Here is a 22,379-nt window from a genome sequence, read left to right on the forward strand (position 1 = left end):
GACAGTTCATCCGTCGATGCCGGGCTATTCGTCCTTCGACAGGTAGTCGATGAAGCGGGCCCTGATCAGAGGCTCCTGGTCGCCGTAATCGTGCCCGGTGAACTCCCGCCACAGCGACACCGAATCGTCGACTGCGGAGCCGATGTCGGCGAGCTCACGCTCCTCGGTCTCCGGGGAGGTGGGGAGGTGCTTGAACAGGTCCCAGAAGAAGCCGATGTCCAGCTTCTCGCGCGCCTTGGTGAAGGCGCGCTCGCGCAGCTCCTCGGTGGGCAGGGCATCCAGTTCGGCGAAATCGGTCACCCGACCAGCGTACGGGGTGATCCCCGAAGCGGCCTCCCGGCGGTGAACTGTCCGCCTGTCGCGACCTCGTGCGGCTGGGAGGCGCAGGCTATCGTCATCGCGTGTACGAGACCCCGCCGCCGAAGCGGCCGTCGCCTCTCCTCGGCCTGGTGAAGAAGCCGATGATGCTCACCATCGCCGGAGCCGCCGTGGCCCTGCTGCTGGTCATCTTCTGCTGCTGCGGACTGTGGCTGTTCGGCAACCTCAACACCGGGTCGGTCTGACCTCGGCGGGTCATCCACAGCGGAATCGCGGCCCCTGTGCGCGGCGTGTCCGCTCGGCTACGCTGCCCGCAAGGTGCGCTGATATGTGCCACTGCTGATGGGTCGGACACGGTGGCGAAGCTGTGGTGGATGTGACTTGGACGGAAGGTTGTTCGGACATGCGTGCAGCCTTGTTGAAGCAGGCGCCGGCAGGCTGCCAGCCACCATGAACTCGAACGCAGTGACCTTCGGTAAGCGTGGTCAAGCGACGTGAGGATGGGGGACATGGTGCGGTCAGTGAAGTGGCGAAAGGTTCTATTGACCTTGGCGATCCTGGTAACCGTTGCAGGGATCGCCGGTGTGATGGCCGTCGTTCTTGCATATCACGAGGTCACAAAGATCGACCGGAGCAATCCGAAGATTGTGCTAGATGAGTATCTGCGCGCCGTGCTGGTGACCGAGGATGAGGTTGGGGTCGATCTGTATGAATGCGACAACCCTGAGAAGCTGTCTGACCTGAAGACCATGCGCGCTGATCTTGATCGGCGTGAGAGTGAGTTCAAGGTGCAGATGTTGGTTAGCTGGGGTGCGATGACGTCAGCCGAAAAGTCGGGGACGATGGAATTGGGTACCTCGCTGACTGTTACCGCGATGGAGAACGGAGTAGTGCAGGGACGCCAGACGGAACCGTGGTACTTCGATTTGGTTGAGGATGATGGTTGGCGAGTCTGTGGTGCAAAGAGAAGCCTGACGCCGACACCAGCGGCGAGTGCCGGTAGCTGATTACTCCAACCAGAGTTCTGCCAACGGAACCGCCCGCGTGGCGGGAGCCTGGCCGGTCGCTGCCCACCTATACCAATCATGTTCCTGTGCGATCCTGACTTGCGGGTTGCCCTCGGGACCCGCGTGGGCTTCTGTCACTGCCCTCAAGCCCCGCTGCTCCCCATCTGCGCTGGTCTGCACAAGCCGCCGTCCCGTCAGTTGACCACTGGCCTGAGCGGCAACAGTTTCCGCAGGAATCGCGACACGCGTGGGTGGGGCATCAAGCGAGACCAGCAGTAGTCCTCCAGCAATCGGGGCGCTTTCGGCCGACGTGCTGATGGTTTCCACCCAAACCCGTTCAACGGGCACTAGAGCTGCGAAAACCTCGACACGTTCCCGTTCGGCGCGGTACCACTCTGCCTCTGCCAGAACCGGAATGAGACTGCGAGCGCCCTGCCGTACCAGCGTGTCTCCGCGCAAACCGGTGCGCCACCCGTGGCCGGGTAGGCCGATCATCACGCGCGCACCACGCAGCACACCGCCACTGCTTATGACGGTCAGGGCGGGCACCGGAACGATGGGAGCCGGCGGTGTGCGCCATTCGGCTGCCCAAGCCGCAAAGTCTGCCTCGGTCATGCCGAGTCGTTCCCCCTTCCTAAGGCGGCACCCTTGCTCGCCATGAACGGCACCGGGTCGATCGCACCGCGGTTGGAGCGGTCGCCATCGAGGTGAACTTGGAAGTGCAGGTGCGGACCGCTCGAGTGGCCGCTAGTCCCCACGTACCCGATGACCTGGCCAGCGCCAACCCGTTCGCCGACATGAACCAGTGGTCGGCTAACCATGTGGCAGTAGCGTGTGATCACCTGGCCTGCGTGCAGGATGTCGACGAACCATCCGCAACCAGGTGTGGACGGTGAGCCGTCCCGGTCGCAGTTGCCCACATCGCATTTGCTGACGATGACGACGCCTGCTGAGGCTGCTCGAATGGGTGTGTGGCGGGAGGCGCCGAGGTCGACGCCATTGTGGCTGGGCCTTTCGCGAGTACGGAACCCCGACCACACTCCCGCACCCACGGGCGCCGTCCATCCTGAAGCGGCGATCTGGCCGAATTCAGCGCACTTCAACTGGTTGCCGACCACGACAGCCCGTGCCGCTCCGTCGGTGAGCTCATTGACAATACGCGTTGCGGTTGGCTCGTGTTTCGCGTACGCGTTTGGATAAGCGCTGATCTGTACCCGCTGTGCGGCGACAGTGAGCGGAAGCGTCTCCCAGCTCTTGACCTTGATCAGCTTGTTGTAGAACTTTGTCGACGAGTAGACGGGATCCATAATCTGCTCCGGAGTGCCCCATCCCTGGCTCGGCCGCTGCTGGAACAGTCCCAGTGAATCATGGTCGTTGCGGTCGCCTAAATGGCCGTGATTCGTGAGGCTGCTTTCCTGCATCGCGGTCGCCACTGCGATTACCCAGCCTCGTGGTGGCACTTTGAGCTGCTGGCCAGTCTTGATGATGATGGCGGCGTTGCGGATCTTGTCCTCGCTGTAGGGTCCGATCCTCGGGAACTGACCTGTAATACTGATGGTCTTGGTGCTGCCACAACCAAGTGCATTGGTCAACGATGAGTTGTTCGTCGCGAGGTCGCCGAAAATGACCGCAGTCACGGCACCACCGCAGCACAGCAAACCTAGGGCCGCAGTCACGGAGACGATGATCCCCGGCCGCAGGAACCGGCGCCCCTTGTCGCGTAGAGGCGGCGTGAGCGATGGGAGGCTGCTCATACCCGCTCCCAGTCGATGCCGTCCACCAGCCATCGGCCTTGCGTGGCCACAAGACGCAAGCGCAGCAGACCTGCGTCGATCGGGATGACAACCTCTACGAATGCGTCTGCGAGGGCCTCCATGCGGGCTGGTCCGGTGATCCTGTTCGCGGGAACGCCGGCGGGGTCCACGCCATCAAGCTCGGCGACAAGTGTTTCTGTACTGTGCGGCCGCAAGGAGTCGAGCCATGCGTCGGCCTTCCGATCGTGCTTGATCCACTGTTGGGCGAACTTGGTCGCCACAGAGAGCGCTTGTGGGCCGTTACTCGCCTTCATGGGACTCGGAGTCGGATCAATCTGAATCAAACCGTCGTCGCCCTCGTGAGGGTCGACGACACTGGGAACGGCGACCGGCGGTTGGACGGATGAGGTCACCGGTGGAGCGGCGTCGCCGAACAACTTGCCGAGGGCGACGATCACTGCGACCACTCCGGCCAGCCCGAGCGCCACCACGGTGCGGGGCCGTAGAGGGATCCGGGACAGCATGACTAGCTCCGTTCCGCCCAAGTTTCGGAGCGGCGCGGCTCCGTCGTTCGCGACGGCTCAGAGGCAGGTTCCGTCCGCGCCTCCGCGCGAGTATTCGCCTGGTGAGGCACAGAGGCAGGCCGGTAAACGGCATAGGCCGGCGACGATTCAGGAACATCAGGCGAACGCCAAGCCTCCGCACGCACCGGGTCGGCACCACCGCGTGCCTCGGCGCGGACGACTGAGGCGGGGTCCTCCGCGTTGACCGCGAGTTCCGGCCGTGCCTCCGGCACGGTTGTACTGCCCGTGCTTCCAGGTGCGACCACAGTGGCCGGCATCCGGTCGTTTGAGGAGGACGCAGTCGCCGGTGCGGCGGGCCTTGCGGTAAGAAGCGAAGTGCCGCTGCTACCACCGCCAAGTTGGGTGATTCGGCGGTACGGACGCAGCAACATCCAGCCTACGGCTCCGCACAGAAGCACCAAGGTGACCTGAAGCCATCCCGCCAACGATGACGTGCTCATGATCAGGTCGACGGCAAATAGATAGACGGCAGCTCCCGTCCCGAATATAAGCACGTTGAACAGGGCCGCCAAGACCGAGTTAACGAGCCGGCGCAATCCGGCGCTGGCGGGACGGAGAAGACCCACCGTGCCGAGAGCTGGCGCGGCTACGACAGCCCAACGAATGATTAGGAAGCCGAGCAACACAAGTAGTGAAGCGACGACATCGAAGGCCGCGTAGCAGACAGCGGAGAGAATGGCGACGAAGCCAGCGCCGATGCGCTCCATGCCCTTCGTTCCACGAAGGTACTCATATGCCTCTGGATCTTCGGTTTTGATCTGTTCTGCGACCTTCATCCAATCGCTCTGCTTGGCGCGGATGATGCCGTCGCGCCGGGCGGGATCGTCCTGAATAGCCGCGACGTCCTGCCAGGAGAGGGACTTCGCTCGGTAAAGCGCTGGACCGTACTTCTTGGCGGTCTCGCTGTCGGCGGATCCCAGGGCGCCGCGAAGCCAGTTTCGGTAGAGCAGAGCGTCTACGGCTGTGTCGCCTGCTCGTACTGCAGGTGGGCGACGGTCTTCGCAGGCCGCAGGATCAGGAAGACTGCAGGATTCACTGGTGATCGCTTGAGGGCCAACGGCGTCGTGGACAACGCTCAGGACGCTCACGAGCGTGCCGTCGGCGGCCTTCGCAGACTGGACAGGCCAACTCGCGATTGCGGTGACTCCCACCATGACCAAGAGAGCCCATCCGACAGTGGTCAACGCCATGGACATCTGCGCCTGGCGGGAGCGCCACAGCAGGTAGACGCCGATCACTGCGAGCGTGATGACACCGAATACGCTGAATACTTGCTTGTACAGTGCTGTAGTGGCCTTTTCGACCAGCGGATCAGCCCAGCCCCACATCTCGTCAGGAGCCCAAGCACGTTCGCGCAATGCATTCGCCACACCAACGATCCCGGCAGCAAGCATGAACTCGCCGTTAGCGATGGTGTTCTCTAGCTTGTAATCGGGGTGCATCACGGTCTGGACGCAGTTGATGTCATAGGTCGTGTAGTCATAACCCGCGTAGCCGTATGTGCTGTACCGCAAGCCGATTCCGGTGCCGTTGTCCCACGTAGGCTTACTGACGAACCAGCCTCCGAGCCCGGAGTCTGGGGCGGCGGGGTTCGGCGCGCTGACGCATTGCACGCGCGCGGCGCTGACCTCCTGTAGCCGCTTGATGCACTCGTCGAGCCCGCGTGCTGTCCACTCCTCCAGCGAGCACAGCTTGTCCCCTGGCGAGGCCGCAGCAGTAGCAGCGGGCGCGGCCGCCTGGACGGGTGCGCCGAACAACGTCCCCAGCGCCAGCACCATCGTGGCGAGGGTCGCGGCGGCGAGCCGCTTCACCGTTTGCCTCCCTGGCCGGCCGCCTGCCCGGTCGGGGTGGTGTCGAGCGTCTCCAGCAGCCCGGCGACGTACGACACGTCGACCCGCACCCGCTGCACCCGGCTGTCGACGTCCCGCAGCACGAACTCGCGGTACCCCAACCGCCCCGAGCTGTTCGCATCCGGCGCGGACAGCGAGGCCAACACCGCTTCGTACCCGACGTCCGTCGGCACCCGCAGCAGCCGAAGCGCCTCGGACGCGATCTCCGGGTCCTGCGCGATGCGCCCGACGAACACGGTCGAGACGAGGTTCTGCACGTCGAGTCCGAGGATGTCCTTCGGGTTCTGCGAGGCGACGAGCGCCGCGAGGTTCCACTTGCGGCTGTCGCGCGCGAGCCGGACCAGGAACGAGCGCCCGGACCGCCAGCCTTCCATGAAGTGCGCCTCGTCGAGGCCGACGAGTTTGCGCTGGTGCATGTCGCCGGAGTAGCAGCGCCGGACCGCGAGCCGGTGCGCGGTGTGCAGCATCGGCAGCGCGAGGGCTTCTTCGGCGGACCAGTATTCGCGCTCGATCTTCAGGTCGGGCAGGCGCAGCCCGGACATGGTGATGACGGTGAGCGCGGAGTCGGTGCTGAGCAGGTCGCCGGGCGGGCTGCCGAAGAACAGCAGCGCGAGCGGCATCTCGGCGGTGTCGAGCAGCAGGTTGGCCAGTTCGCGGCCGGTGTCGTCGATGCCGGCGAGGCAGCGTACGACGTCGTCGAGGGTTGCGGTCTCTTCGGCGGGCACGGTGCGGACCGCGTGCCGGAGCAGTGTCGCGGTGGACGCCTCGCGGGCGACCTGCGGCGGCATGAGCATCGAGCAGATGTCCTGCACGAGCATGCGGCGTTCGGCGCGGGCGTTGCTGACGGAGATCTCGTACTCGCGGTCGCCGTCGGGGCCGGGTCCGAACTCGGTGCGCTGCGGGGTCGGGATCAGCGAGTACGGGGCGAGGGTGCCCTGCTCGCCGCCGGTGAGGTTGAGGACCCGGGAGTACGGCTTGAGTTCGGGCATGTTCGCCAGGCGGGCGAGCGGGCCGCTCGGGTCGAGCAGGGTGACCTGGACGCCGCGGCGGGCGTTGAGGTAGCCCATGGCGCCGAGCAGGGTGGACTTGCCACCGCCGGGTTCGGCGACCATGACCGACAGGCCGGAGCGTTCCCGGACCTCCATGGGGAAGTGCGGGTCGAGGAAGACGGGGCGTCGGCAGGTGCCGGCGGTGCGCCCGAGCAGGTCGCCTCGGCGGTCGCCGACGACGGACGCGGCCTGGGGCAGCGCGGCGGCGAGCAGCCGGACCGGCATGCGGCGCAGGTAGCCGGTGTTGGCGACGGGTTCGCCGGGGATGAACTCGCGGGCGAGCTGGTCCTGCTGCTTGGGGTGCTGCAGGGAGACGCGCAGCTCGCGGCTGTACGTGGCGACGACGGAGCGGGCCCGTTCGAGGCATTCCTCGCGGTCGGCGCCGCTGACGGCGATGCGGTGCCAGCCGTGCGCGCGGGCGGAGTCGACGGGCAGGCCGGTGGTCATCTCGTCGCCCATGACCAGCGCCCGGCTGGCCAGGCGCTCCAGCTCGGGCGGGGCGTCCATGCCGTGCTCGAGGTAGTCCAGCTGCTGTGAGCGGATCATGCGCAGCCGATGCTCGAGGTTGCGGAAGCTGTCGCCGGGTCCGAGGATGTCGACCCGCGACGACAGTTCCATGGGCCAGGGCAGGCGCTCGTGGAAGTGCAGCCAGGGCTCGTGCCGCTCGGGAATGTCGAGGGGTTCCATGCGGCCGACGGTGAGCACGGCGACGTGCCGCTCCTCGCCGGTCATCCGGTTGACGAGCTTGACCGTGCTGCCGTACGGGGTGCGGTAGCGCTCGATGTGCTCGGTGAGGGCGAGCAGGTCGCCGGAGTCCCAGCGGCCGTGGTTCACGGCGCCGAGCATGTTCGGCGGGCTCATGCCGAGCGCGACGGAGCGGTAGAGCAGCCATTCGAGTTCGGCGGCGGCGGCGCGCTGGCCGCGCATGCCGAACGCGGCGAGCACCTCGTCGAACTGTTCGACCTGCTTGCCGAGCTTGCGGCGTTCGGAGTCGGCGGTGCCCTTGCCGAAGGCGCGCAGCAGCTTCTCGCTGAACGAGTCGCCGAGGGCGCGGCGGGCGAAGGTGACGCCGAGGTAGGTCTGGCCCTCGCTGTGGTTGATCTCGCGCAGGTGGCGCTGGGCGGCGACGAGGTGGTCGCCCCAGCCGGGCGCCCCCGGCACGGGCGGCAGCGGCCGGGCGGTGAGGTGGTCGAGCTGCGCGGCCCACTGGTCGGCCGGGAACGGCCGGGTGGTGCGGCGCAGGTGCAGCCGGAACCCGGCGAGGCCGGCGTACTGCTCGCTGATGGCGGACAGCAGCGCCTCGCGGTCGGCGTCGGGGCGGAACGCCCAGCGCACCTCGGGCAGCATGTACCAGGCGGTCACCGCGTGCGGAGTGAACGTGAGGTGACCGGCGATCTCGGTGATCGCGAGTTCCTGGGCGGCGTCGCGGTCCTTGGCGGGCTTCGGCTGCGCGGGCGGCTTGACCTGCTTGCCGCGGCTCTTGGGCGGCGGCTGGCGGTGGCCGGTGGCGGGCGGCGCGGAGCGTGGCGCGGCCTGCGGTGTGCCGCGCGGGGGCAGCGGCCTGCTGCTCAGCGGCACGGTGCTGACCGGCACGGAGCTGACCGGCATCGCGCTGACCGGGCGGTTGCGCAGGTCCGGCTGGGGGCGCATGGGCACCCCGCTGACGGGTACGCCGCTGACGGGAGCGTTGCGCGGCACCCCGCTGACCGGGGCGTTGCGTGGACGGCCGGGTGTGGCGCGCCCCTCGCCGGTGGTGCGGGCCGCGTCGGGGTAGCCGCCCTGGTCGGCGAGCCGTGAGCCGGTCGGCGGCGTGGTCCGGGCGGGGGTGACGGGCGGCGGGGCGACCGGGGGCGAATCCGCCCGCACGGGTCCGCTGCGCTGGGCGGTGCCGGCGGCCGGTGCCGCGTCGGGGCGTCCGGCGTTACGGCCGGCGGCAGTGGTGGCCGGGCCGCGGCTGGGCGGTGCTGAGCGCGGCGTGGTGCCGGACAGGCCGACCGAACCAGGGTCGGCTGCCTCGGAGTCGAACAGCTCCAGGAACGGCGACTCGATGTCGGGGCCGGACGGTGCCGGTGGCGCGCTCGGCGGCTCAGGGTCGCGGCGCGACGAGGCGGCGCGTTCGCGCTGGGCCTGGGTGGCGGCCTCGGCGGCGGCGCGCATCTCGGCGGCCCGGCGGTCGGCCGCGGTCTGCAGGTCGCTGCGCAGGTCCGCGTTGCGCAGGTCGCCGGTGCGCGCCTCGGGACGCCCGCCGGTCTCCTCGGCGGGTGCGTCGGGCTCGGCGGGTTCGCGGCGGCGGGGCGGCTGGAACACGGCGACGGGGCCCGTCGCGGCGGTCCCTTCGACGGACGGGACGACGTCGGATACCGCGTCGTCCAGGTCGTACTCGGTATCGTTGCTGGTCATGTGATCGCCTGCCGCACGACGACGCGGCGGGCGACCAGGCGCGGGTCGCGGCGCTCGATGACCGGCTCGCGGGTGCGCCGCCAGTCGGTGAGCGCGGTGCGGATGACCATGCGCGCCGGCCGGTCGGGGTCGACGTGGCGGAAGATGTACGACGTCGTCACGATGGCGAGCGCGATCTCCCAGGTGGGGAACAGCTCGAACTCCTGCGTGAACAGCCAGTGGACGCCCATGTAGAGCGGGACCAGCAACACGAACAGGCCGTACTGGGCGTACGGCAACTGCACGGGGAGCGTGTATCCGGGCGGCCCGAGATAGACCAGCCGAGCCCGGTAGATGTCGTCGTCCGTACGCAGCCGCATCGCTTCCGCCTACTCGAACATGATGTCGATGAGGTTCTCGCCGACGAGCAGCAGCGCCCCCGCGCCGACGATGAAGGCGACGCCGATGATGGCGATCGCGGAGCTGGTCAGCACCTTCGACACCTCGCCCTTGCTGGCCCGGCCGATGAAGATGACGCCGAGGATCGCCAGCAGGATCGGAGAGATCTTCGTGGCGAAGAAGGTGAGGATGTCGTTGGTCGCGATGCCGCCCTTGGGCTCCTCGGGGGCCGCCTGGATCGCGTCGGCGATCATGCCGAGGGTCGGCGTGGCATGGTTCCACGCCGCCTGGACCAACTCCATGGCGATCATTCGGTACCTCCCCGGTGCGCGACCGGCGCTGCAATTGCTTAAGCCTTACTGATGGGGGTCCTCAGCGGTGGGATGCAGCCGATGACACCCTGCTTCGTGTCGATCACAGTTCGTAGTGGAGCGCCGGGGTTTTGCGGTTGTGTAGGACCGGTGTTCGATCCATAGCAGAGCGTACGGTGCACCCACCGGTGCGACAAGCCATGCAGGTGGTGGCGGGTGTCGGAAGTCCGCCCGTCACTGCGACATGCTCGCCGGCTACCGCGGCCTTAATCGGTGTCATCCTCCGCTGCGCTCCGGAAGACACCGAGCGGCCGCTACCGCGGGCGAGGATTGATCCCGGTCATCGTGACGCTCACGTCGGCGAAGGTCAGCGGGATCGGTGCCTGTGGCTTGTGGACGGTCACCACCGCTCGGGCGACGCGCGGATCGGCCAGGCAGGCATCGACGAGGCGCTGTGCCAGGGTCTCGATGAGGTCGACCGGCGGCCCGGCCACGATCTCGGCCAGCCGAGCCGCCAGCTCGCCGTAGTGCACGGTGTCGGCGACGTCGTCGCTGGCCGCGGCCGGGCGCAGGTCGAGGCCGAGCTGCACGTCGATGACGAAGTCCTGGCCGTCGCGGCGCTCGAAGTCGAAGACGCCGTGGTTGCCGCGTACCCGCAGGCCGGTGAGCGTGATGAGGTCCATGGTCAGCCTTCGTAGCGCAGCCGGGGGCTGCCGGTGGCCCGCCACACCGCGAGGGCGTCGGCGGTCGAGCGCACGTCGTGCACGCGTACCCCCCAGGCCCCGGTCGCGGCGGCCAGGACGCTGGTCGCGGTGGTGGCGGCGTCGCGGTCCGCGGCGGGCCGGCCGTCGAGCAGCAGGCCCAGGTAGGACTTGCGGCTGGCCCCGAACAGCACCGGGAAGCCCAGGTCGATGATGCGGTCCAGGTGCCGGGTCAGCGCCCAGTTGTGCTCGGCGGTCTTGGCGAAGCCCAGTCCCGGGTCGACGATCAGCCGGTCGGCGGCGACCCCGGCGCGCAGCGCCTCGTCGACCCGGCGCGACAGCTCCTCGCGCACCTCGGTGACCACGTCGCGGTAGGTGGCCAGCGCCTGCATGTCGGCCGAGTGCCCGCGCCAGTGCATCACCACGTACGGGCAGCCGGCCTCGGCGACGACGCGGCGCATGTCCGGATCGGCCAGCCCGCCCGAGACGTCGTTGACGACAGCCGCTCCGGCCTGCACCGCGGCCGCGGCGACCGCGGCGCGGGTGGTGTCGACACTGGTCGGCACACCGGCCTCGGCCAGCGCCGTGATGACCGGGACCACCCGCTTGATCTCGGTGTCGGCGTCGACGCGCGCCGCGCCCGGGCGGGTCGACTCGCCGCCGACGTCCACCAGGTGCGCGCCCTGTCCGTGCAGCTGGATTCCGTGCCGGACGGCGGCTTCGAGGTCGTCGTAGAGGCCACCGTCGGAGAAGGAATCCGGGGTCACGTTGAGAACCCCCATCACCACCGGCGGCGTCGCGTGCATCAGGTCGGACACCACGCTGCGAGAATATCGGTCGTGACTTCGGTGGTCTTCTCGATAGGCAGCAACCTCGGCGACCGCGCCGACCATCTGCGCTTCGCGGTGCGCCGGCTCGCGCAGGAAGGCGAGCTGCTCGCGGTGAGCGGCGTGTACGAGACGCCGCCCTGGGGCGACACCGAGCAGCCGGCGTATTACAACGCCGCGCTGCTCGTACGCGGCCCGCAGTCGGTGGAGCAGTGGCTGCTCACCGCGCAGGGCATCGAACACGAGGCGGGGCGGGTGCGCCACCAGGCCCGCCGGTACAGCCCGCGCACGCTCGACGTCGACCTGGTGGCGGCGTTCGCCGAGGACGGCGAGCCGATCCTGCGCGACACCCCAGAGCTGACGCTGCCCCACCCGCACGCCCACCAGCGCGCCTTCGTGCTGCGGCCCTGGCTGGAGGTGCAGCCCTACGCGCAGTTGCCCGGCCACGGCTGGGTGAACGACCTCGTGCTGGCCGAGCCGATGGCGACCGAGGTCGCCGTGATGACCGCGCTGCCTCAGGTGCGCCTCGAAGTAGAGTGACGGTCATCCAGTCGAGTGAAAGGTGGGGACCGAGTTGAGTCAGACGCCGGAGCCACGGCTGCAACCCACCAACCCGGCCACCCTGATCGTCGCGGGCCTCGGCTCGGCCGCCGTCGCCTGGCTCGTCATCAGCACCTGGTACTTCGACCTGGCGACGCTGCCGTTCCTCGGCCGCAGCGGCTGGCTGCCGGCGTTCACGCTGCTCGCGCTCGCGATCGTGGAGTTCGCGCTGGCGCAGCAGACGCGGGCGCGGCTGGAGGGCAAGCCGGGCCGGGAGCGGGTCGAGCCGCTGGCCGTCGCCCGCTACGCGGTGCTGGCAAAGGCGTCGTCGCTGGCCGGGTCGATCTTCGCCGGTTTCGCCGCCGGGCTGAGCCTCTGGCTGTTCGTCGACGGGCAGCAGCGGCAGTTGGCCGCGGTCAGCCGCGATCTGCCGGCCGCGCTCACCTCGCTGGCCTGCTCGCTGGCGCTGGTCGGGGCGGCGCTGTGGCTGGAGCGGGCGTGCCGGGTGCCGAAGCGCCCCGAGGACGACAAGCCGGACGTCCAGTAGCGGCCGAACGGATCGGCGACGGCCACTATCGGGTACCCGTCGGGCGCGGTATGTCATCGCCGGTAGACCCTGTTGCATTCACGTTTCAGCCGGTAGGTTGCCTCGGGTATGCCGTGTCGTACCCCGCGACCGGCAGCCGACTCGGGAGGCGCGAGTCATGGCCTACGACAGCGAAGCGACCGACGCGACAGGGCAGCGACGGTACCGCGGCGAGGGCTTCCGCGAGGAGTCCGATCTCAGAACCGACGGCGGCGCGCACAGCGTCCTCGCCGGCATGCAGTACCGGCCGAGGGCGACGCCTGCGGCCAACCTCGACGACGTCTTCGACGACCCCGCGCACGGCGAGGTCGGCCGGGACCGGCTCGGCGTGCACTTCGCCTGGGAGGGCGTGCTGCTGCTGGGCGTGGTCGCGATCGGCTTCCTGCTGCACAGCGGCCACCGCGACACGATCACCGGCGCGAACTTCAAGGAGCTGCTGGTCTTCGCGTCGGTGCTGGGCCTGCTCGGCTTCGGCGCCTCGATGACGCTGCGCGCCGGTGCGGTGAACCTGGCCATCGGTCCGGTCGCCGCGGCCGCGGCGCTGTACTACGCCGAGCACGGAGACAAGGGTGTCGTGCCCACCGCCGGCATGGCCGTGGCGCTCGCCGCCGGGCTGGGCCTGGCCGTCGCCGTCCTCGTGGTGGGCTTCCACGTGCCCGGCTGGGCGGGCAGCCTGGCGGCCGCGCTGGTCGCGATCGTCTGGATCCAGAAGCACCCGGCCCCGCTGACCGTGAGCGGCGGGTACGACCCCACCGACCACGCGCTCTACCTCTACGGCGCGTTCGCCGCGCTGACCATCGTGGCCGGCCTGCTCGGCGCGATCCGGTCCATCCGGCGCGGTGTCGGCCGGTTCCGCCCGGTCAGCGACCCGGCCCGGCGGCGTGGCGGCCTCGGCGGCGTCGTCGCCGTGCTCGCGCTGGTCGGCTCGACGGCGCTGGCCGCGGTCGCGGGCGTGGTGATGGCCGCGCTCAACGGCTCGACCGAGCAGGTCGTCGCGCCGACCGAGGGCTTCGAACTGACGGGGCTGGCCCTGGGCGCGGCCCTGATCGGCGGGGTGAGCGCGTACGGCCGCCGCGGCGGCGTGTTCGGCACGCTGCTCGGCGTCAGCCTGCTGGCCCTGGTCGTCTGGTACGCCGAAGCGGCCCAGTGGCGCATCTCGCTGTACGCGCTGGCCGCCGGCGCAATCGCACTCGGCCTCGTGGTCACCAGGCTGGTGGAGACGTTCGGGCGGCCGCTGCCGCTGGACGAGGACAGTCCGGACGACTGGGCCGACGTGGGCGTGCCCGGCACCTCATGGTCCACGGGCAGCGGCGACACCTGGGCGAACCTGCCCGCGCAGCCCGCTCCCGCCCGCGCCGACCAGTGGGGCGACGAGGACCGCTGGTCCTCCCTGCGTTAGAGCTGAGCCGAGCCGCCGCGTCCGCCTCCGCGGGCGCGGCGGCTCGTTTCGTGCCGTGCCACTTTCGAGCGCGGGAGCGGTCGAGTCGGGCGAAACGGGCGGGCGCTCGTTGAACCGTTCGTGACGAAGGTTCGGCGATTACCGGCGCGTCGCGCGCCGCGAGCGGGCGTACGCAAGCCGCGCTGGGTGGCGCAGCTGTTCAGGACGGGTCGGCGACGATCTCCAGGCGGAATGTTCTCGCATTTCAAGGCCGTGGAGCATTCCCCTCGCAAGCAACTGTCGGTAGCCTCTAGCAACATGCCGAACTCGGACACTCGCGATGAACAGCGGCACGCGCGCCTGCTCCCGGTGTTGTTCTGGGGCGGCGTCGGGCTGGCCCCGCTGGCTGCGATTTTCCTGTTCATGGCCGATGGCGGCACCGCGTTGCGGGCCGCTGTGGGCGTGGTCATCCTGTCGGTCATCCTGATCGGTCTGTCGATCACTCTCCGTCGCGACACCGAGACGGTACGGCTCGAGATCGAAGACATGATCCTCGATGAGATCGACACCGTACGGGCCGACGTCCGCGATGACATCTCCACGGCCGCCCACGCCACGCACCGCGCCTTCGGGGAGAAGTTCCAATACCTCGTGGATCAGCTCGAGGCCACCCGGCACGAACTGGAGGCCACCCGGGCGCAGCTGGAGCACGTCCGGGCCGAGGCCGCCCGGGCGGCGCAGGCCGCACCCGCGCCCGCGGCACGCGGCGGCAGCCCCGCACCCACCCCGCACCAGCCGGGGCCGAATTCCGGCCGCGCGGGCATGCCGCCCGGCGGCGTGGTGCGGCACACCGAGACCGTGCAGGTGACCACGCGGCACACCATCGTCGACCCGCACGGTGAGGACGGCCAGCGCGGCGCCGCGATCTACGGCAGTCCGGTCAGCGGCGGGGCGGGCGGCTTCGACCGCGACCGTGAGCGGGGCCGCGACGCGGGGGAGTATGCGCACCGCGCCGAGACCCCGCGGATCGAGGTGCAGCGCCCCCGGGCCGAACGCGCCCGCGAGCGGGACCGGCACGAGGAGTCGTGGACCGAGCAGCGGTTGCGCGAGCAGCTGGAGCGCCGCCGCGACGCCAACGAGCCGGTCTCCGGCGGAGACAGCTGGACCTCACGGCGCGACCGCGGCGACGACCGCTGGTCCGACCGGGCCGGTGACGCGATCGAGGGCCGCTGGTCCGACCGCGACGACGAGGACCGTCCGGTGCGGGCCGCCGGCGACCGCTGGACCACGGTGCGCAGCGACGACCGGGGCCGTGAGGTGCGGATGGGCGAGCGCCGGGCGGCATTGCACAGCGACAGCTCCGGCACCGAGCTGCGGATCGAGGACCGCTGGGCCGCGGTGCGGCGCGAGGACCGCGGCTTCGACGACGACCGGGCCGACGAGGGCCGGGGCGGCTTCCCGTATCGCGACCAGGACCGCCGGGAGCCCCGCGCGCTGACCGGCTCGGACCGGGAGGACCGCTGGTCCGACTACGAGGACTCGCGCGAGCGGGACCGCGACCGTGATCGGGACCGGGACCGCGATCGGGACTACGACCGTCGGTACCGCTGAGCACCACAGCCAGGACGCGCCCTTCCGGACAGCCCGGGAGGGCGCGTTTTCCCGTCAACGGCTACTTGTCGATGTCGCCGACGACGAAGAACATCGAGCCCAGGATGGCGATCAGGTCCGGCACCAGGGTGCCCGGCAGCAGCGTCGACAGCGCCTGCACGTTGGCGTACGACGCGGTGCGCAGCTTCATCCGCCAGGGCGTCTTGTCTCCCTTGGAGACCAGGTAGTAGCCGTTGACGCCGAGCGGGTTCTCGGTCCACGCGTAGGTGTGCCCCTCCGGGGCCTTGACCACCTTCGGCAGGCGTACGTTGACCGGCCCGCCGATCCGGTCCACCCGGTCCAGGCACTGCCGGACCAGGTCCAGCGACGCGTACACCTGGTCGAGCAGCACCTCGAAACGCGCGTGGCAGTCGCCGGCGGTGCGGGTGACGACCGGGACGTCCAGCTCGCCGTAGGCCAGGTACGGCTCGTCGCGGCGCAGGTCGAAGTCCAGGCCGCTGGCCCGCCCGACGGGCCCGGAGGCGCCGTACGCGGCGGCCTGCTCGGCGGTCAGCACCCCGACGCCGACCGTGCGGGCCAGGAAGATGTCGTTGCGCCGGATCAGGTCGTCGAGCATCGGCATCCGCGAGGCGACCAGGTCGACGGCCTCCCGGGCGCGCCGGGTCCAGCCCGCCGGGACCTCTTCCTTCAGCCCGCCGATCCGGTTGAACATGTAGTGCATGCGGCCGCCGGTGGCCTCCTCCATGACGGCCTGCAGCACCTCACGCTCGCGGAACGCGTAGAACACCGGGGTGATCGCGCCGATCTCCAGCGGGTACGAGCCGAGGAACATCAGGTGGTTGAGCACCCGGTTCAGCTCGGCCATCGCCGTGCGCAGCCAGACCGCGCGCTCCGGCACCTCCAGCCCCATCAGCCGCTCGACGGCCATCGCCGCGCCCAGCTCGTTGCTGAACGCGCTCAGCCAGTCGTGCCGGTTGGCCAGCACCAGGATCTGCCGATAGTCACGGACCTCGAACAGCTTCTCCGCGCCGCGGTGCATGTATCCGACGATCGGCTCGGCGGACAGCACCTTCTCGCCGTCCAGCACCAGCTTCAGCCGCAGCACCCCGTGCGTGGACGGATGCTGGGGCCCGATGTTCAGCACCATGTCGGTGCCCAGCTGCTGGGCCCCCGCCCCCGCGCCGACCGTCAACTCCCGGCTACCGCCCGCTGCCACCATGCGCGCCATCGTAAGCCAGCCCCAAGAATGGAAGGGCACCTTGCTAACGCTATTTGTAGAGGAAGGGCACCTTCTTAACGCTGCACCTGCTGCGGCCTGGGACGGGGCGGTCGGTCAGCGGTGGGGGAGCAGGAAGGGCAGTTCGCTCGGGTCGAGGCCGGTCCACTGCGCCAGCCACCAGTGCGCCCCGAGCCCGCTGGTGGCGGTCAGCTCGCCGATCTCGCTCGCGTCGGCCAGCGCACGCACGTAGGCGAGCGGATCGGTTGAGGCCAGGGTGAGCGGGGGCCGGCCAGCGGTGACGCCGAGGCGGTGCAGCGCCGCGCGCTGGTCCAGCAACCGCCAGCCGTCCTCGATCGGCTCGTCCGCCGCAGCCACGCCGCCCGCCTTCAGCGCACCGCCCGGCCCGGCCGCACCGCCCGGCCGCGCGGCCGCAGCCACGGCGACGGAGTCCATGGCGACGTGGCATGTGATGTCGGTGCTGCCGTCGAAGGCCGGGGGCACCTCGCGGCCGTCCCGGAAGCCGGTGGCCGTCGGCAGCGCCGGTCGCCGGTCGCGCAGGTGTCCGTAGTCGACCGCCAGCGCGAGCCCCGCGTCCAGCGCGCCGACGGCATCGGCCCAGGCCTCGTCGCGGCTGCGCCCGACCTCCACGACGTCGTCCGCACCGGCGGGCCACCACCGATCGATCCAGGCGGCGTCGACGGGATCGACGGTTCCGCACGGCTGGAGGTCCGTGTCCAGGTACGACCCGTCGCGGGCGAGGTCCAGCGGTACGTTGTCGAGCCACTCCGTGGCCAGCAGCAGCCCGGTCAGCCCGTGTGGCAGTTCGGTACGCCAGATGATGTCGTCGTCGCCACGGGGGCTGACCTCCACGGCCACCGGCCGGACTCGCGCCCGCAACGACAAGGGCAGCGCGGCCAGCACGCCCTGCAGCAGCTCGCCGCGCCCCGCACCCACGTCCACCAGGTCGAACACCTCGGGATGGCCGAGCGCGCGGTCCACGTCGGCGGCGAGCGCGGCGATTGCGCGGGCGAAGTGGGGCGACTGGGCGCTGGTCTGGAAGTGGTCGGCGGGCCGCTCGCGGACGAAGAACCCGTCCGGCCCGTACAGCGCAGTTCGCATCGCGTCCCGCCAGCGCATGGAAACGGTTCACTCTCCGTTCGTCCCAGGTTGCCCTGCCGAATCTACGGTCCGGCCCATGCGACGTATTCTCACCTGCCTCACGGCAGGCGCCCTGGCGGCGACCGCGCTGCCCGGCGTGGCCGCGGCCGAACCCGGGCCGGCGACCGGCGGCGTGCCCGCCCTGCGCGCGGTCACGGCGAAGTTCGAGACCCCCGCGCTGTACGACGACGAGGCCGGCGGCGACGCCGACGCGGACGACCCGGCGATCTGGGTGAACGAGCGGGACAAGGCCCGCAGCCGGGTCATCGTGACCGCGAAGAACGGCGGCCTGCGCGTCTACGACCTGCGGGGACGCGAGACCCAGTCGTTCGCCACACCGGACGCGCCGGGCCCGGAGGACGAGCCGGGCCGGTTCAACAACGTCGACCTGGTGACCGGCTTCCCGTTGCACGGGCGCCTGGTCGATCTGGCCGTGGTCACCGACCGGGGCCGCGACAAGCTGCGCTTCTACCGCATCGACAACGGCGTGCTGACCGATGTGACCGCGCCGGACGCGCCGTTCGCGTTCAACAAGACCCAGGAGGAGGTCAACGAGCAGGCCACCGCGTACGGGTTGGCGACGTTTCGCGACGGCCGGGACTTCCTGGCGGTCGCCAGCCGCCGGCACACCCCGGAGCTGGGCATGTTCCGCCTGGTCGCCAAGGGCGCGAAGGTGAGCTACCAGCGCGTCGACCGGCTGGTGCTGCCGGACACGTTTGCGTTGAAGGGCGGCGGCTCGTGGACGCCGTGCCTGGAGCCGGGCGAGCTGCCGCAGGTCGAGGGCATGACGGTGGACCCGGCGCTGGGTGTGCTCTACGCCGCGCAGGAGGACGTGGCGCTGTGGCGGGTGTCGGTCACCGGCGGCCGCTTCGGCTACACGCCGCGCATGGTCGAGCGGACCCGGGAGTACGGCGTCCCGGCGGTCTACGACCCGGAGACCGAGGAGTGCGCGGTCGACTGGTCGGCCGATCCGGGCGAGGGCGGGCGCATCGCCGCCGACGTCGAGGGCGTGACGATCTTCAAGACCGGCCGGTACGCGGGCACGCTGGTGGTCTCCTCGCAGGGCGACGACACCTTCTACACGTACGACCGGCTGACCCTGCGTCCCACGGGCCGCTTCGCGGTCGTCGACGGCCGGGTCGACGGCTCCCAGGAGTGCGACGGCGCGGCGGTGGTGAACACCCCGCTGCCCGGCTTCCCCGGCGGCCTGCTGGTGGTGCACGACGGCCAGGAGACCCCGTCCGGCGACCGCGCCGCGACCGACGTCAAGTTCGTCGACGCCGGCTTCCTGAATAAGCACTGAGCAGCGAGACGGCAGTCACGAAGGGCGCTTCCGGGACGTGGTTCCGGGAGCGCTTTTCGTTGTGCGGATGTGAACGAAACGCGGCAGTGCGGTTTCGCACAGTCTCTGTCCAGTGATCAGGACACGGGGTCATACTTGCCCCGACCGGTACCCCGAAGAAGAGGACTGGATCAGATCATGAGTGCTGAGCTCACCATCGGTGTGATCGGCGCCGGCCGGGTCGGCGCGGTCCTCGCCGCCGCCCTGCGGGGCGCGGGACACCGGGTAGTCGCCGCTTCGGGCGTGTCCGCCGCGGCCAAGCACCGCATCCGCACCCTGCTCCCGGGTGCGCAGAATCTTCCCGCCGACGAGGTGGCCCGCGCCGCGGCCGATCTGCTGATCATCGCGGTGCCCGACGACGCCCTGGCCGGTGTCGTGACCGGCCTGGCCGCCACCGGCGCGCTGCGGCCGGGCCAGGTCGTGGCGCACACCTCGGGCGCGCACGGGCTGGCCGTGCTGGCCCCGGCCGCCGCGGTCGGCGCCCGCACGCTGGCGCTGCACCCCGCGATGACCTTCACCGGCACCGCCGCCGACCTGGACCGGCTGCCCGGCATCTCGTACGGGATCACCGCCGCCGACGCCACGGTGCGCGCCCTGGCCCAGGCGCTCGTCGCCGACCTGGCAGGCAGCCCGGAGTGGATCGCCGAGGACCGCCGCGCGCTCTACCACGCCGGGCTCGCCCACGGCGCGAACCACCTGGTCACCCTCGTCAACGAGGCGGCCGACCGGCTGCGCGACGCGGGCGTGCTGAGCCCGGAGAAGGTGCTCGGCCCGCTGCTGACCGCCGCGCTGGAGAACGCGCTGCGCATGGGCGACTCGGCGATCACCGGACCGGTGTCGCGTGGCGACGCCGGCACCGTCGCCCGGCACGTCCAGGAACTGGCCCGCACCGCCCCCGACTCGCTCCCGGCGTACGTCGCGCTCGCCCGGCGCACCGCGGACCGCGTGATCGCCAACGGGCGGCTGCGCGCGGTCGACGCCGAGCCGCTGCTGGGCGTGCTGGCCGACCCGACCGCCGCCGACGCCGGGCAGCTGGGCGAGGCGGCGAAGTGACCGCCGTCGTCCGCACCCGCGAGGAGCTGGCCGCGGCGCGTTCGGCCGCGCGGGGCTCCGTAGCCGTGGTGATGACCATGGGCGCGCTGCACGAGGGGCACGCCACCCTGCTGCGGGAGGCCCGCAAGCACGCCGACGTCGTACTGGCGACGATCTTCGTGAACCCGCTGCAGTTCGGCCCGAACGAGGACCTGGCCCGATATCCGCGCACCTTCGACGCCGACCTGGCGGTGTGCGCGGCCGAGGGCGTCGACCTGCTCTTCGCGCCGACGCCCGAGGTGATGTACCCGCACGGGCAGCCGCAGGTCACCGTGCACCCGGGCCCGCTGGGCGAGGTGCTGGAGGGGGCGGTGCGCCCCGGCCACTTCGCCGGCGTGCTGACCGTGGTCGGCAAGCTGCTCCTGCTCACCCGCCCGGACCTGGCGTTCTTCGGAGAGAAGGACTACCAGCAGCTCACGCTGATCAAGGCCATGGTGCACGATCTCGAACTCGGAGTGGAGATCGTCGGGGTGCCGACGGTCCGGGAGCCGGACGGGCTTGCCCTGTCCAGCCGCAACCGCTACCTGAGCGCGGCCGAGCGCGAGACCGCGCTGGCCCTGTCCCGGGCGCTGCGGGCGGGGGCCGCCCGGCGCGAGCCCGCGGCGGTGCTGGCCGCTGCGCGGGCCGAGCTGGCCGGCGTGGACGTGGACTACCTGGCTCTGCGCGGGGCCGACCTGAGCGAGGACCCGGGTCCGGGCGAGGCGCGGCTGCTGGTCGCGGCCCGCGTCGGCACCACCCGGCTGATCGACAACCTGCCCGTCCACCTCGACGCGGCAGCCACGACGACCGAGGAAGAACCGGCCTGATGTTCCTGCGCACCATGTTCAAGTCCAAGATCCACCGCGCCACGGTGACCCAGGCCGACCTGCACTACGTCGGCTCGGTCACCATCGACGAGGACCTGATGGACGCCGCGGACCTGCTGCCCGGCGAGCAGGTCGCGATTGTGGACATCACCAACGGGGCGCGGCTGGAGACGTATGTCATCCCGGGCGAGCGGGGCACCGGCGTGATCGGCATCAACGGCGCGGCGGCGCACCTGGTCAAGCCCGGTGACCTGGTCATCCTCATCTCGTACGCGCAGGCCGACGAGGCCACCGCCCGCTCGTACACCCCGCGGGTGGTGCACGTGGACGCCGACAACCGGATCATCTCGCTCGGCGCGGACCCGGCCGAGGCCGTGCCGGGCATGGTGGGCGACGTCGTCCGGGGCGACCTGACCCTGAGCCGTTAGGCCGGTCCGCTGCTGCAGGTGGCTCTAGCTGCGGATTCGTACGCCGGATGTGACCCGGCTCTCGGCCGTTAGGCCGATACGGCCGCGACGACCTTCGCTTAGGCTCGCCCAGGCTCTATGACCTGGGAGGATGGGCGATGCGGGGACGCCTTACGGTCGGCACCATGCTGGCCGCACTACTGACGAACCTGGCCCTGGCCGGCTGCGGGACCGCGCTGCCGGCCGAGGTGGACTCGAAGTTGACCGACGACTGGGTGAAGGTCGCCGAGGTCAAGGGCTGGGTGCCCGAGGCGGGCGTCTGCCTCGGCGTGGCGCCCAAGGACACCGGCCGCTACACCGACGCCGTCGTCGACTGCGCCAAGTCGCACTACGGCGAGGTCGTACACGTCGGCGAATTCAAGGGCCTGACGACCTCGCCCGGCCCGAAGGACAACGCCGCCGCGCTCGCCGAGTGCGACAAGGAGGCCACGACCTACCTGGGCCGCTCCTGGAGCCTGGCGCGCCTCGAACTGACCCTGGCCGTGCCGACCCCGACCGCCTGGACCGGCGGCGCGCGCTGGTTCCGGTGTGACCTCGCCGAGGTCACCACGGTGTTCGATGCGCCGGACTGGGTGCAGCGCACCGGTAGCCTGAAGGGCGACGTGCCGGCCGCGCTGCTGGTCGGCTGCGTGAACTCCCAGGAGAAGGGCGACTCGATCGTCAAGATGCCTGAGGTGGCCTGCACCAAGGCGCACAACAGCGAGTTCGTCGGCGCCTACCGCGCGAGCATGAGCACGGCATACCCGAAGTCCGAGCGGCAGTGGAACGTCCTCCACGACGAGTGCCAGGACCTGGCCGCCAAGTTCATGGGTGTCAGCCTGAGCAGTGCGGGCCGGATCGGCGTCATCTCCAGCCCGAACAACCCGGAGTCCTGGGCGGCCGGTGACCGGATGGTCCGTTGCGTGCTCTGGTTCTACGACGGCAAGACGATGAAGAAGTCGGCCAAGGGGTCCAAAGGCAAGGGCGTTCCGGGCTGGTAGAAGGCCGACAGCACCGCTGTC

At 70.4% G+C, this 22,379-nt stretch carries 22 protein-coding genes; 11 read left to right on the forward strand and 11 right to left on the reverse strand.

Annotated elements, in window-relative coordinates:
- Positions 1–24 precede the first annotated feature (24 nt).
- On the reverse strand, positions 25–300 hold the full coding sequence (locus tag AB0B66_RS06830) for a hypothetical protein (RefSeq protein ID WP_203695289.1): 276 nt from the start codon (positions 298–300) through the stop codon (positions 25–27).
- Between the two features lie 101 nt (positions 301–401).
- Here AB0B66_RS06830 and AB0B66_RS06835 point away from each other — a divergent pair, with 101 nt between their 5' ends.
- A complete protein-coding gene (locus AB0B66_RS06835; RefSeq protein ID WP_360523964.1) occupies positions 402–563 on the forward strand; it encodes a hypothetical protein in 162 nt (53 codons plus the stop codon).
- A gap of 264 nt (positions 564–827) precedes the next feature.
- Complete coding sequence (locus AB0B66_RS06840) at positions 828–1,325, forward strand: hypothetical protein (RefSeq protein WP_360523967.1); 498 nt, start codon at positions 828–830, stop codon at positions 1,323–1,325.
- A gap of 611 nt (positions 1,326–1,936) precedes the next feature.
- On the opposite strand, the gene AB0B66_RS06845 is transcribed toward AB0B66_RS06840, so the two are convergent.
- From AB0B66_RS06845 to folP, 8 genes are all read right to left on the reverse strand, one after another.
- The gene (locus AB0B66_RS06845) at positions 1,937–3,079 is read right to left on the reverse strand and encodes a M23 family metallopeptidase (RefSeq protein ID WP_360523970.1); all 1,143 of its coding nucleotides are present in this window, start codon (positions 3,077–3,079) and stop codon (positions 1,937–1,939) included.
- A complete protein-coding gene (locus AB0B66_RS06850) occupies positions 3,076–3,603 on the reverse strand; it encodes a hypothetical protein (RefSeq protein WP_360523973.1) in 528 nt (175 codons plus the stop codon). Before AB0B66_RS06850 ends, AB0B66_RS06845 begins: the two co-directional genes overlap by 4 nt.
- Before the next feature lie 2 nt (positions 3,604–3,605).
- A complete protein-coding gene (locus tag AB0B66_RS06855; protein WP_360524169.1) occupies positions 3,606–5,441 on the reverse strand; it encodes an MFS transporter in 1,836 nt (611 codons plus the stop codon).
- Between the two features lie 29 nt (positions 5,442–5,470).
- On the reverse strand, positions 5,471–8,962 hold the full coding sequence (locus AB0B66_RS06860) for an ATP-binding protein (RefSeq protein ID WP_360523976.1): 3,492 nt from the start codon (positions 8,960–8,962) through the stop codon (positions 5,471–5,473).
- The gene (locus tag AB0B66_RS06865) at positions 8,959–9,321 is read right to left on the reverse strand and encodes a hypothetical protein (protein WP_360523979.1); all 363 of its coding nucleotides are present in this window, start codon (positions 9,319–9,321) and stop codon (positions 8,959–8,961) included. Before AB0B66_RS06865 ends, AB0B66_RS06860 begins: the two co-directional genes overlap by 4 nt.
- 9 nt (positions 9,322–9,330) lie before the next feature.
- A complete protein-coding gene (locus AB0B66_RS06870; protein ID WP_360523982.1) occupies positions 9,331–9,651 on the reverse strand; it encodes a hypothetical protein in 321 nt (106 codons plus the stop codon).
- Between the two features lie 314 nt (positions 9,652–9,965).
- Complete coding sequence (gene folB / locus AB0B66_RS06875; RefSeq protein WP_360523985.1) at positions 9,966–10,334, reverse strand: dihydroneopterin aldolase; 369 nt, start codon at positions 10,332–10,334, stop codon at positions 9,966–9,968.
- A 2-nt stretch (positions 10,335–10,336) separates the two neighbouring features.
- Positions 10,337–11,170 carry a dihydropteroate synthase gene (folP, locus tag AB0B66_RS06880; RefSeq protein ID WP_360524172.1) on the reverse strand — a complete coding sequence of 278 codons (834 nt, stop codon included), beginning with the start codon at positions 11,168–11,170 and terminating at the stop codon, positions 10,337–10,339.
- A 21-nt stretch (positions 11,171–11,191) separates the two neighbouring features.
- Here folP and folK point away from each other — a divergent pair, with 21 nt between their 5' ends.
- From folK to AB0B66_RS06900, 4 genes are all read left to right on the forward strand, one after another.
- Positions 11,192–11,719: a 2-amino-4-hydroxy-6-hydroxymethyldihydropteridine diphosphokinase gene (gene folK / locus AB0B66_RS06885; protein ID WP_360523988.1), complete on the forward strand. Its 528-nt coding sequence runs from the start codon at positions 11,192–11,194 to the stop codon at positions 11,717–11,719.
- 34 nt (positions 11,720–11,753) lie between these two features.
- On the forward strand, positions 11,754–12,266 hold the full coding sequence (locus AB0B66_RS06890) for a DUF3180 domain-containing protein (RefSeq protein ID WP_360523991.1): 513 nt from the start codon (positions 11,754–11,756) through the stop codon (positions 12,264–12,266).
- 157 nt (positions 12,267–12,423) lie between these two features.
- Positions 12,424–13,704, forward strand: coding sequence for an ABC transporter permease (locus tag AB0B66_RS06895; protein ID WP_360523994.1), 1,281 nt, complete (start codon positions 12,424–12,426; stop codon positions 13,702–13,704).
- 297 nt (positions 13,705–14,001) lie between these two features.
- The gene (locus AB0B66_RS06900; protein ID WP_360523997.1) at positions 14,002–15,294 is read left to right on the forward strand and encodes a hypothetical protein; all 1,293 of its coding nucleotides are present in this window, start codon (positions 14,002–14,004) and stop codon (positions 15,292–15,294) included.
- 61 nt (positions 15,295–15,355) lie between these two features.
- Here the strand turns inward: AB0B66_RS06900 and AB0B66_RS06905 are convergent, their stop codons facing one another.
- Together AB0B66_RS06905 and AB0B66_RS06910 are read right to left on the reverse strand one after the other, a co-directional pair.
- On the reverse strand, positions 15,356–16,513 hold the full coding sequence (locus AB0B66_RS06905; protein ID WP_203695271.1) for an NADH-quinone oxidoreductase subunit D: 1,158 nt from the start codon (positions 16,511–16,513) through the stop codon (positions 15,356–15,358).
- Between the two features lie 114 nt (positions 16,514–16,627).
- Positions 16,628–17,632, reverse strand: a complete 1,005-nt coding sequence (locus AB0B66_RS06910; protein ID WP_360524000.1) for an SAM-dependent methyltransferase — start codon at positions 17,630–17,632, stop codon at positions 16,628–16,630.
- Positions 17,633–17,708: 76 nt separating this feature from the next.
- On the opposite strand from AB0B66_RS06910, the gene AB0B66_RS06915 reads away from it, so the two are divergent.
- The 5 genes from AB0B66_RS06915 (at position 17,709) to AB0B66_RS06935 (ending at position 22,358) form a co-directional block, all read left to right on the forward strand.
- Positions 17,709–18,974 (forward strand): phytase, encoded by a 1,266-nt coding sequence (locus AB0B66_RS06915; RefSeq protein ID WP_360524003.1) that lies wholly within the window; start codon positions 17,709–17,711, stop codon positions 18,972–18,974.
- A 177-nt stretch (positions 18,975–19,151) separates the two neighbouring features.
- Positions 19,152–20,066 carry a DUF2520 domain-containing protein gene (locus tag AB0B66_RS06920; protein WP_360524006.1) on the forward strand — a complete coding sequence of 305 codons (915 nt, stop codon included), beginning with the start codon at positions 19,152–19,154 and terminating at the stop codon, positions 20,064–20,066.
- Positions 20,063–20,911 (forward strand): pantoate--beta-alanine ligase, encoded by an 849-nt coding sequence (panC, locus tag AB0B66_RS06925; RefSeq protein WP_360524009.1) that lies wholly within the window; start codon positions 20,063–20,065, stop codon positions 20,909–20,911. The genes AB0B66_RS06920 and panC overlap by 4 nt, the downstream gene beginning before the upstream one ends.
- Positions 20,911–21,339 (forward strand): aspartate 1-decarboxylase, encoded by a 429-nt coding sequence (panD, locus tag AB0B66_RS06930; protein ID WP_360524012.1) that lies wholly within the window; start codon positions 20,911–20,913, stop codon positions 21,337–21,339. The genes panC and panD overlap by 1 nt, the downstream gene beginning before the upstream one ends.
- Positions 21,340–21,476: 137 nt before the next feature.
- Positions 21,477–22,358 carry a septum formation family protein gene (locus AB0B66_RS06935; protein ID WP_360524015.1) on the forward strand — a complete coding sequence of 294 codons (882 nt, stop codon included), beginning with the start codon at positions 21,477–21,479 and terminating at the stop codon, positions 22,356–22,358.
- The last annotated feature ends 21 nt before the right edge of the window (positions 22,359–22,379 follow it).

This window comes from Catellatospora sp. NPDC049111, assembly GCF_040648615.1.
GTDB lineage: Bacteria > Actinomycetota > Actinomycetes > Mycobacteriales > Micromonosporaceae > Catellatospora > Catellatospora aurea.

What these genes read in the sequence shown, in the direction of transcription:
- AB0B66_RS06840 (WP_360523967.1), top strand. Translation starts at nt 828, where the DNA reads ATGGTGCGGTCAGTGAAGTGGCGAAAGGTTCTATTGACCTTGGCGATC.
- AB0B66_RS06845 (WP_360523970.1), bottom strand. Translation starts at nt 3,079, where the DNA reads ATGAGCAGCCTCCCATCGCTCACGCCGCCTCTACGCGACAAGGGGCGC.
- AB0B66_RS06850 (WP_360523973.1), bottom strand. Translation starts at nt 3,603, where the DNA reads ATGCTGTCCCGGATCCCTCTACGGCCCCGCACCGTGGTGGCGCTCGGG.
- AB0B66_RS06855 (WP_360524169.1), bottom strand. Translation starts at nt 5,441, where the DNA reads ATGGTGCTGGCGCTGGGGACGTTGTTCGGCGCACCCGTCCAGGCGGCC.
- AB0B66_RS06860 (WP_360523976.1), bottom strand. Translation starts at nt 8,962, where the DNA reads ATGACCAGCAACGATACCGAGTACGACCTGGACGACGCGGTATCCGAC.
- AB0B66_RS06865 (WP_360523979.1), bottom strand. Translation starts at nt 9,321, where the DNA reads ATGCGGCTGCGTACGGACGACGACATCTACCGGGCTCGGCTGGTCTAT.
- AB0B66_RS06870 (WP_360523982.1), bottom strand. Translation starts at nt 9,651, where the DNA reads ATGATCGCCATGGAGTTGGTCCAGGCGGCGTGGAACCATGCCACGCCG.
- folB (WP_360523985.1), bottom strand. Translation starts at nt 10,334, where the DNA reads ATGGACCTCATCACGCTCACCGGCCTGCGGGTACGCGGCAACCACGGC.
- AB0B66_RS06895 (WP_360523994.1), top strand. Translation starts at nt 12,424, where the DNA reads ATGGCCTACGACAGCGAAGCGACCGACGCGACAGGGCAGCGACGGTAC.
- AB0B66_RS06900 (WP_360523997.1), top strand. Translation starts at nt 14,002, where the DNA reads ATGCCGAACTCGGACACTCGCGATGAACAGCGGCACGCGCGCCTGCTC.
- AB0B66_RS06905 (WP_203695271.1), bottom strand. Translation starts at nt 16,513, where the DNA reads ATGGTGGCAGCGGGCGGTAGCCGGGAGTTGACGGTCGGCGCGGGGGCG.
- AB0B66_RS06910 (WP_360524000.1), bottom strand. Translation starts at nt 17,632, where the DNA reads ATGCGAACTGCGCTGTACGGGCCGGACGGGTTCTTCGTCCGCGAGCGG.
- AB0B66_RS06915 (WP_360524003.1), top strand. Translation starts at nt 17,709, where the DNA reads ATGCGACGTATTCTCACCTGCCTCACGGCAGGCGCCCTGGCGGCGACC.
- AB0B66_RS06920 (WP_360524006.1), top strand. Translation starts at nt 19,152, where the DNA reads ATGAGTGCTGAGCTCACCATCGGTGTGATCGGCGCCGGCCGGGTCGGC.
- panD (WP_360524012.1), top strand. Translation starts at nt 20,911, where the DNA reads ATGTTCCTGCGCACCATGTTCAAGTCCAAGATCCACCGCGCCACGGTG.
- AB0B66_RS06935 (WP_360524015.1), top strand. Translation starts at nt 21,477, where the DNA reads ATGCGGGGACGCCTTACGGTCGGCACCATGCTGGCCGCACTACTGACG.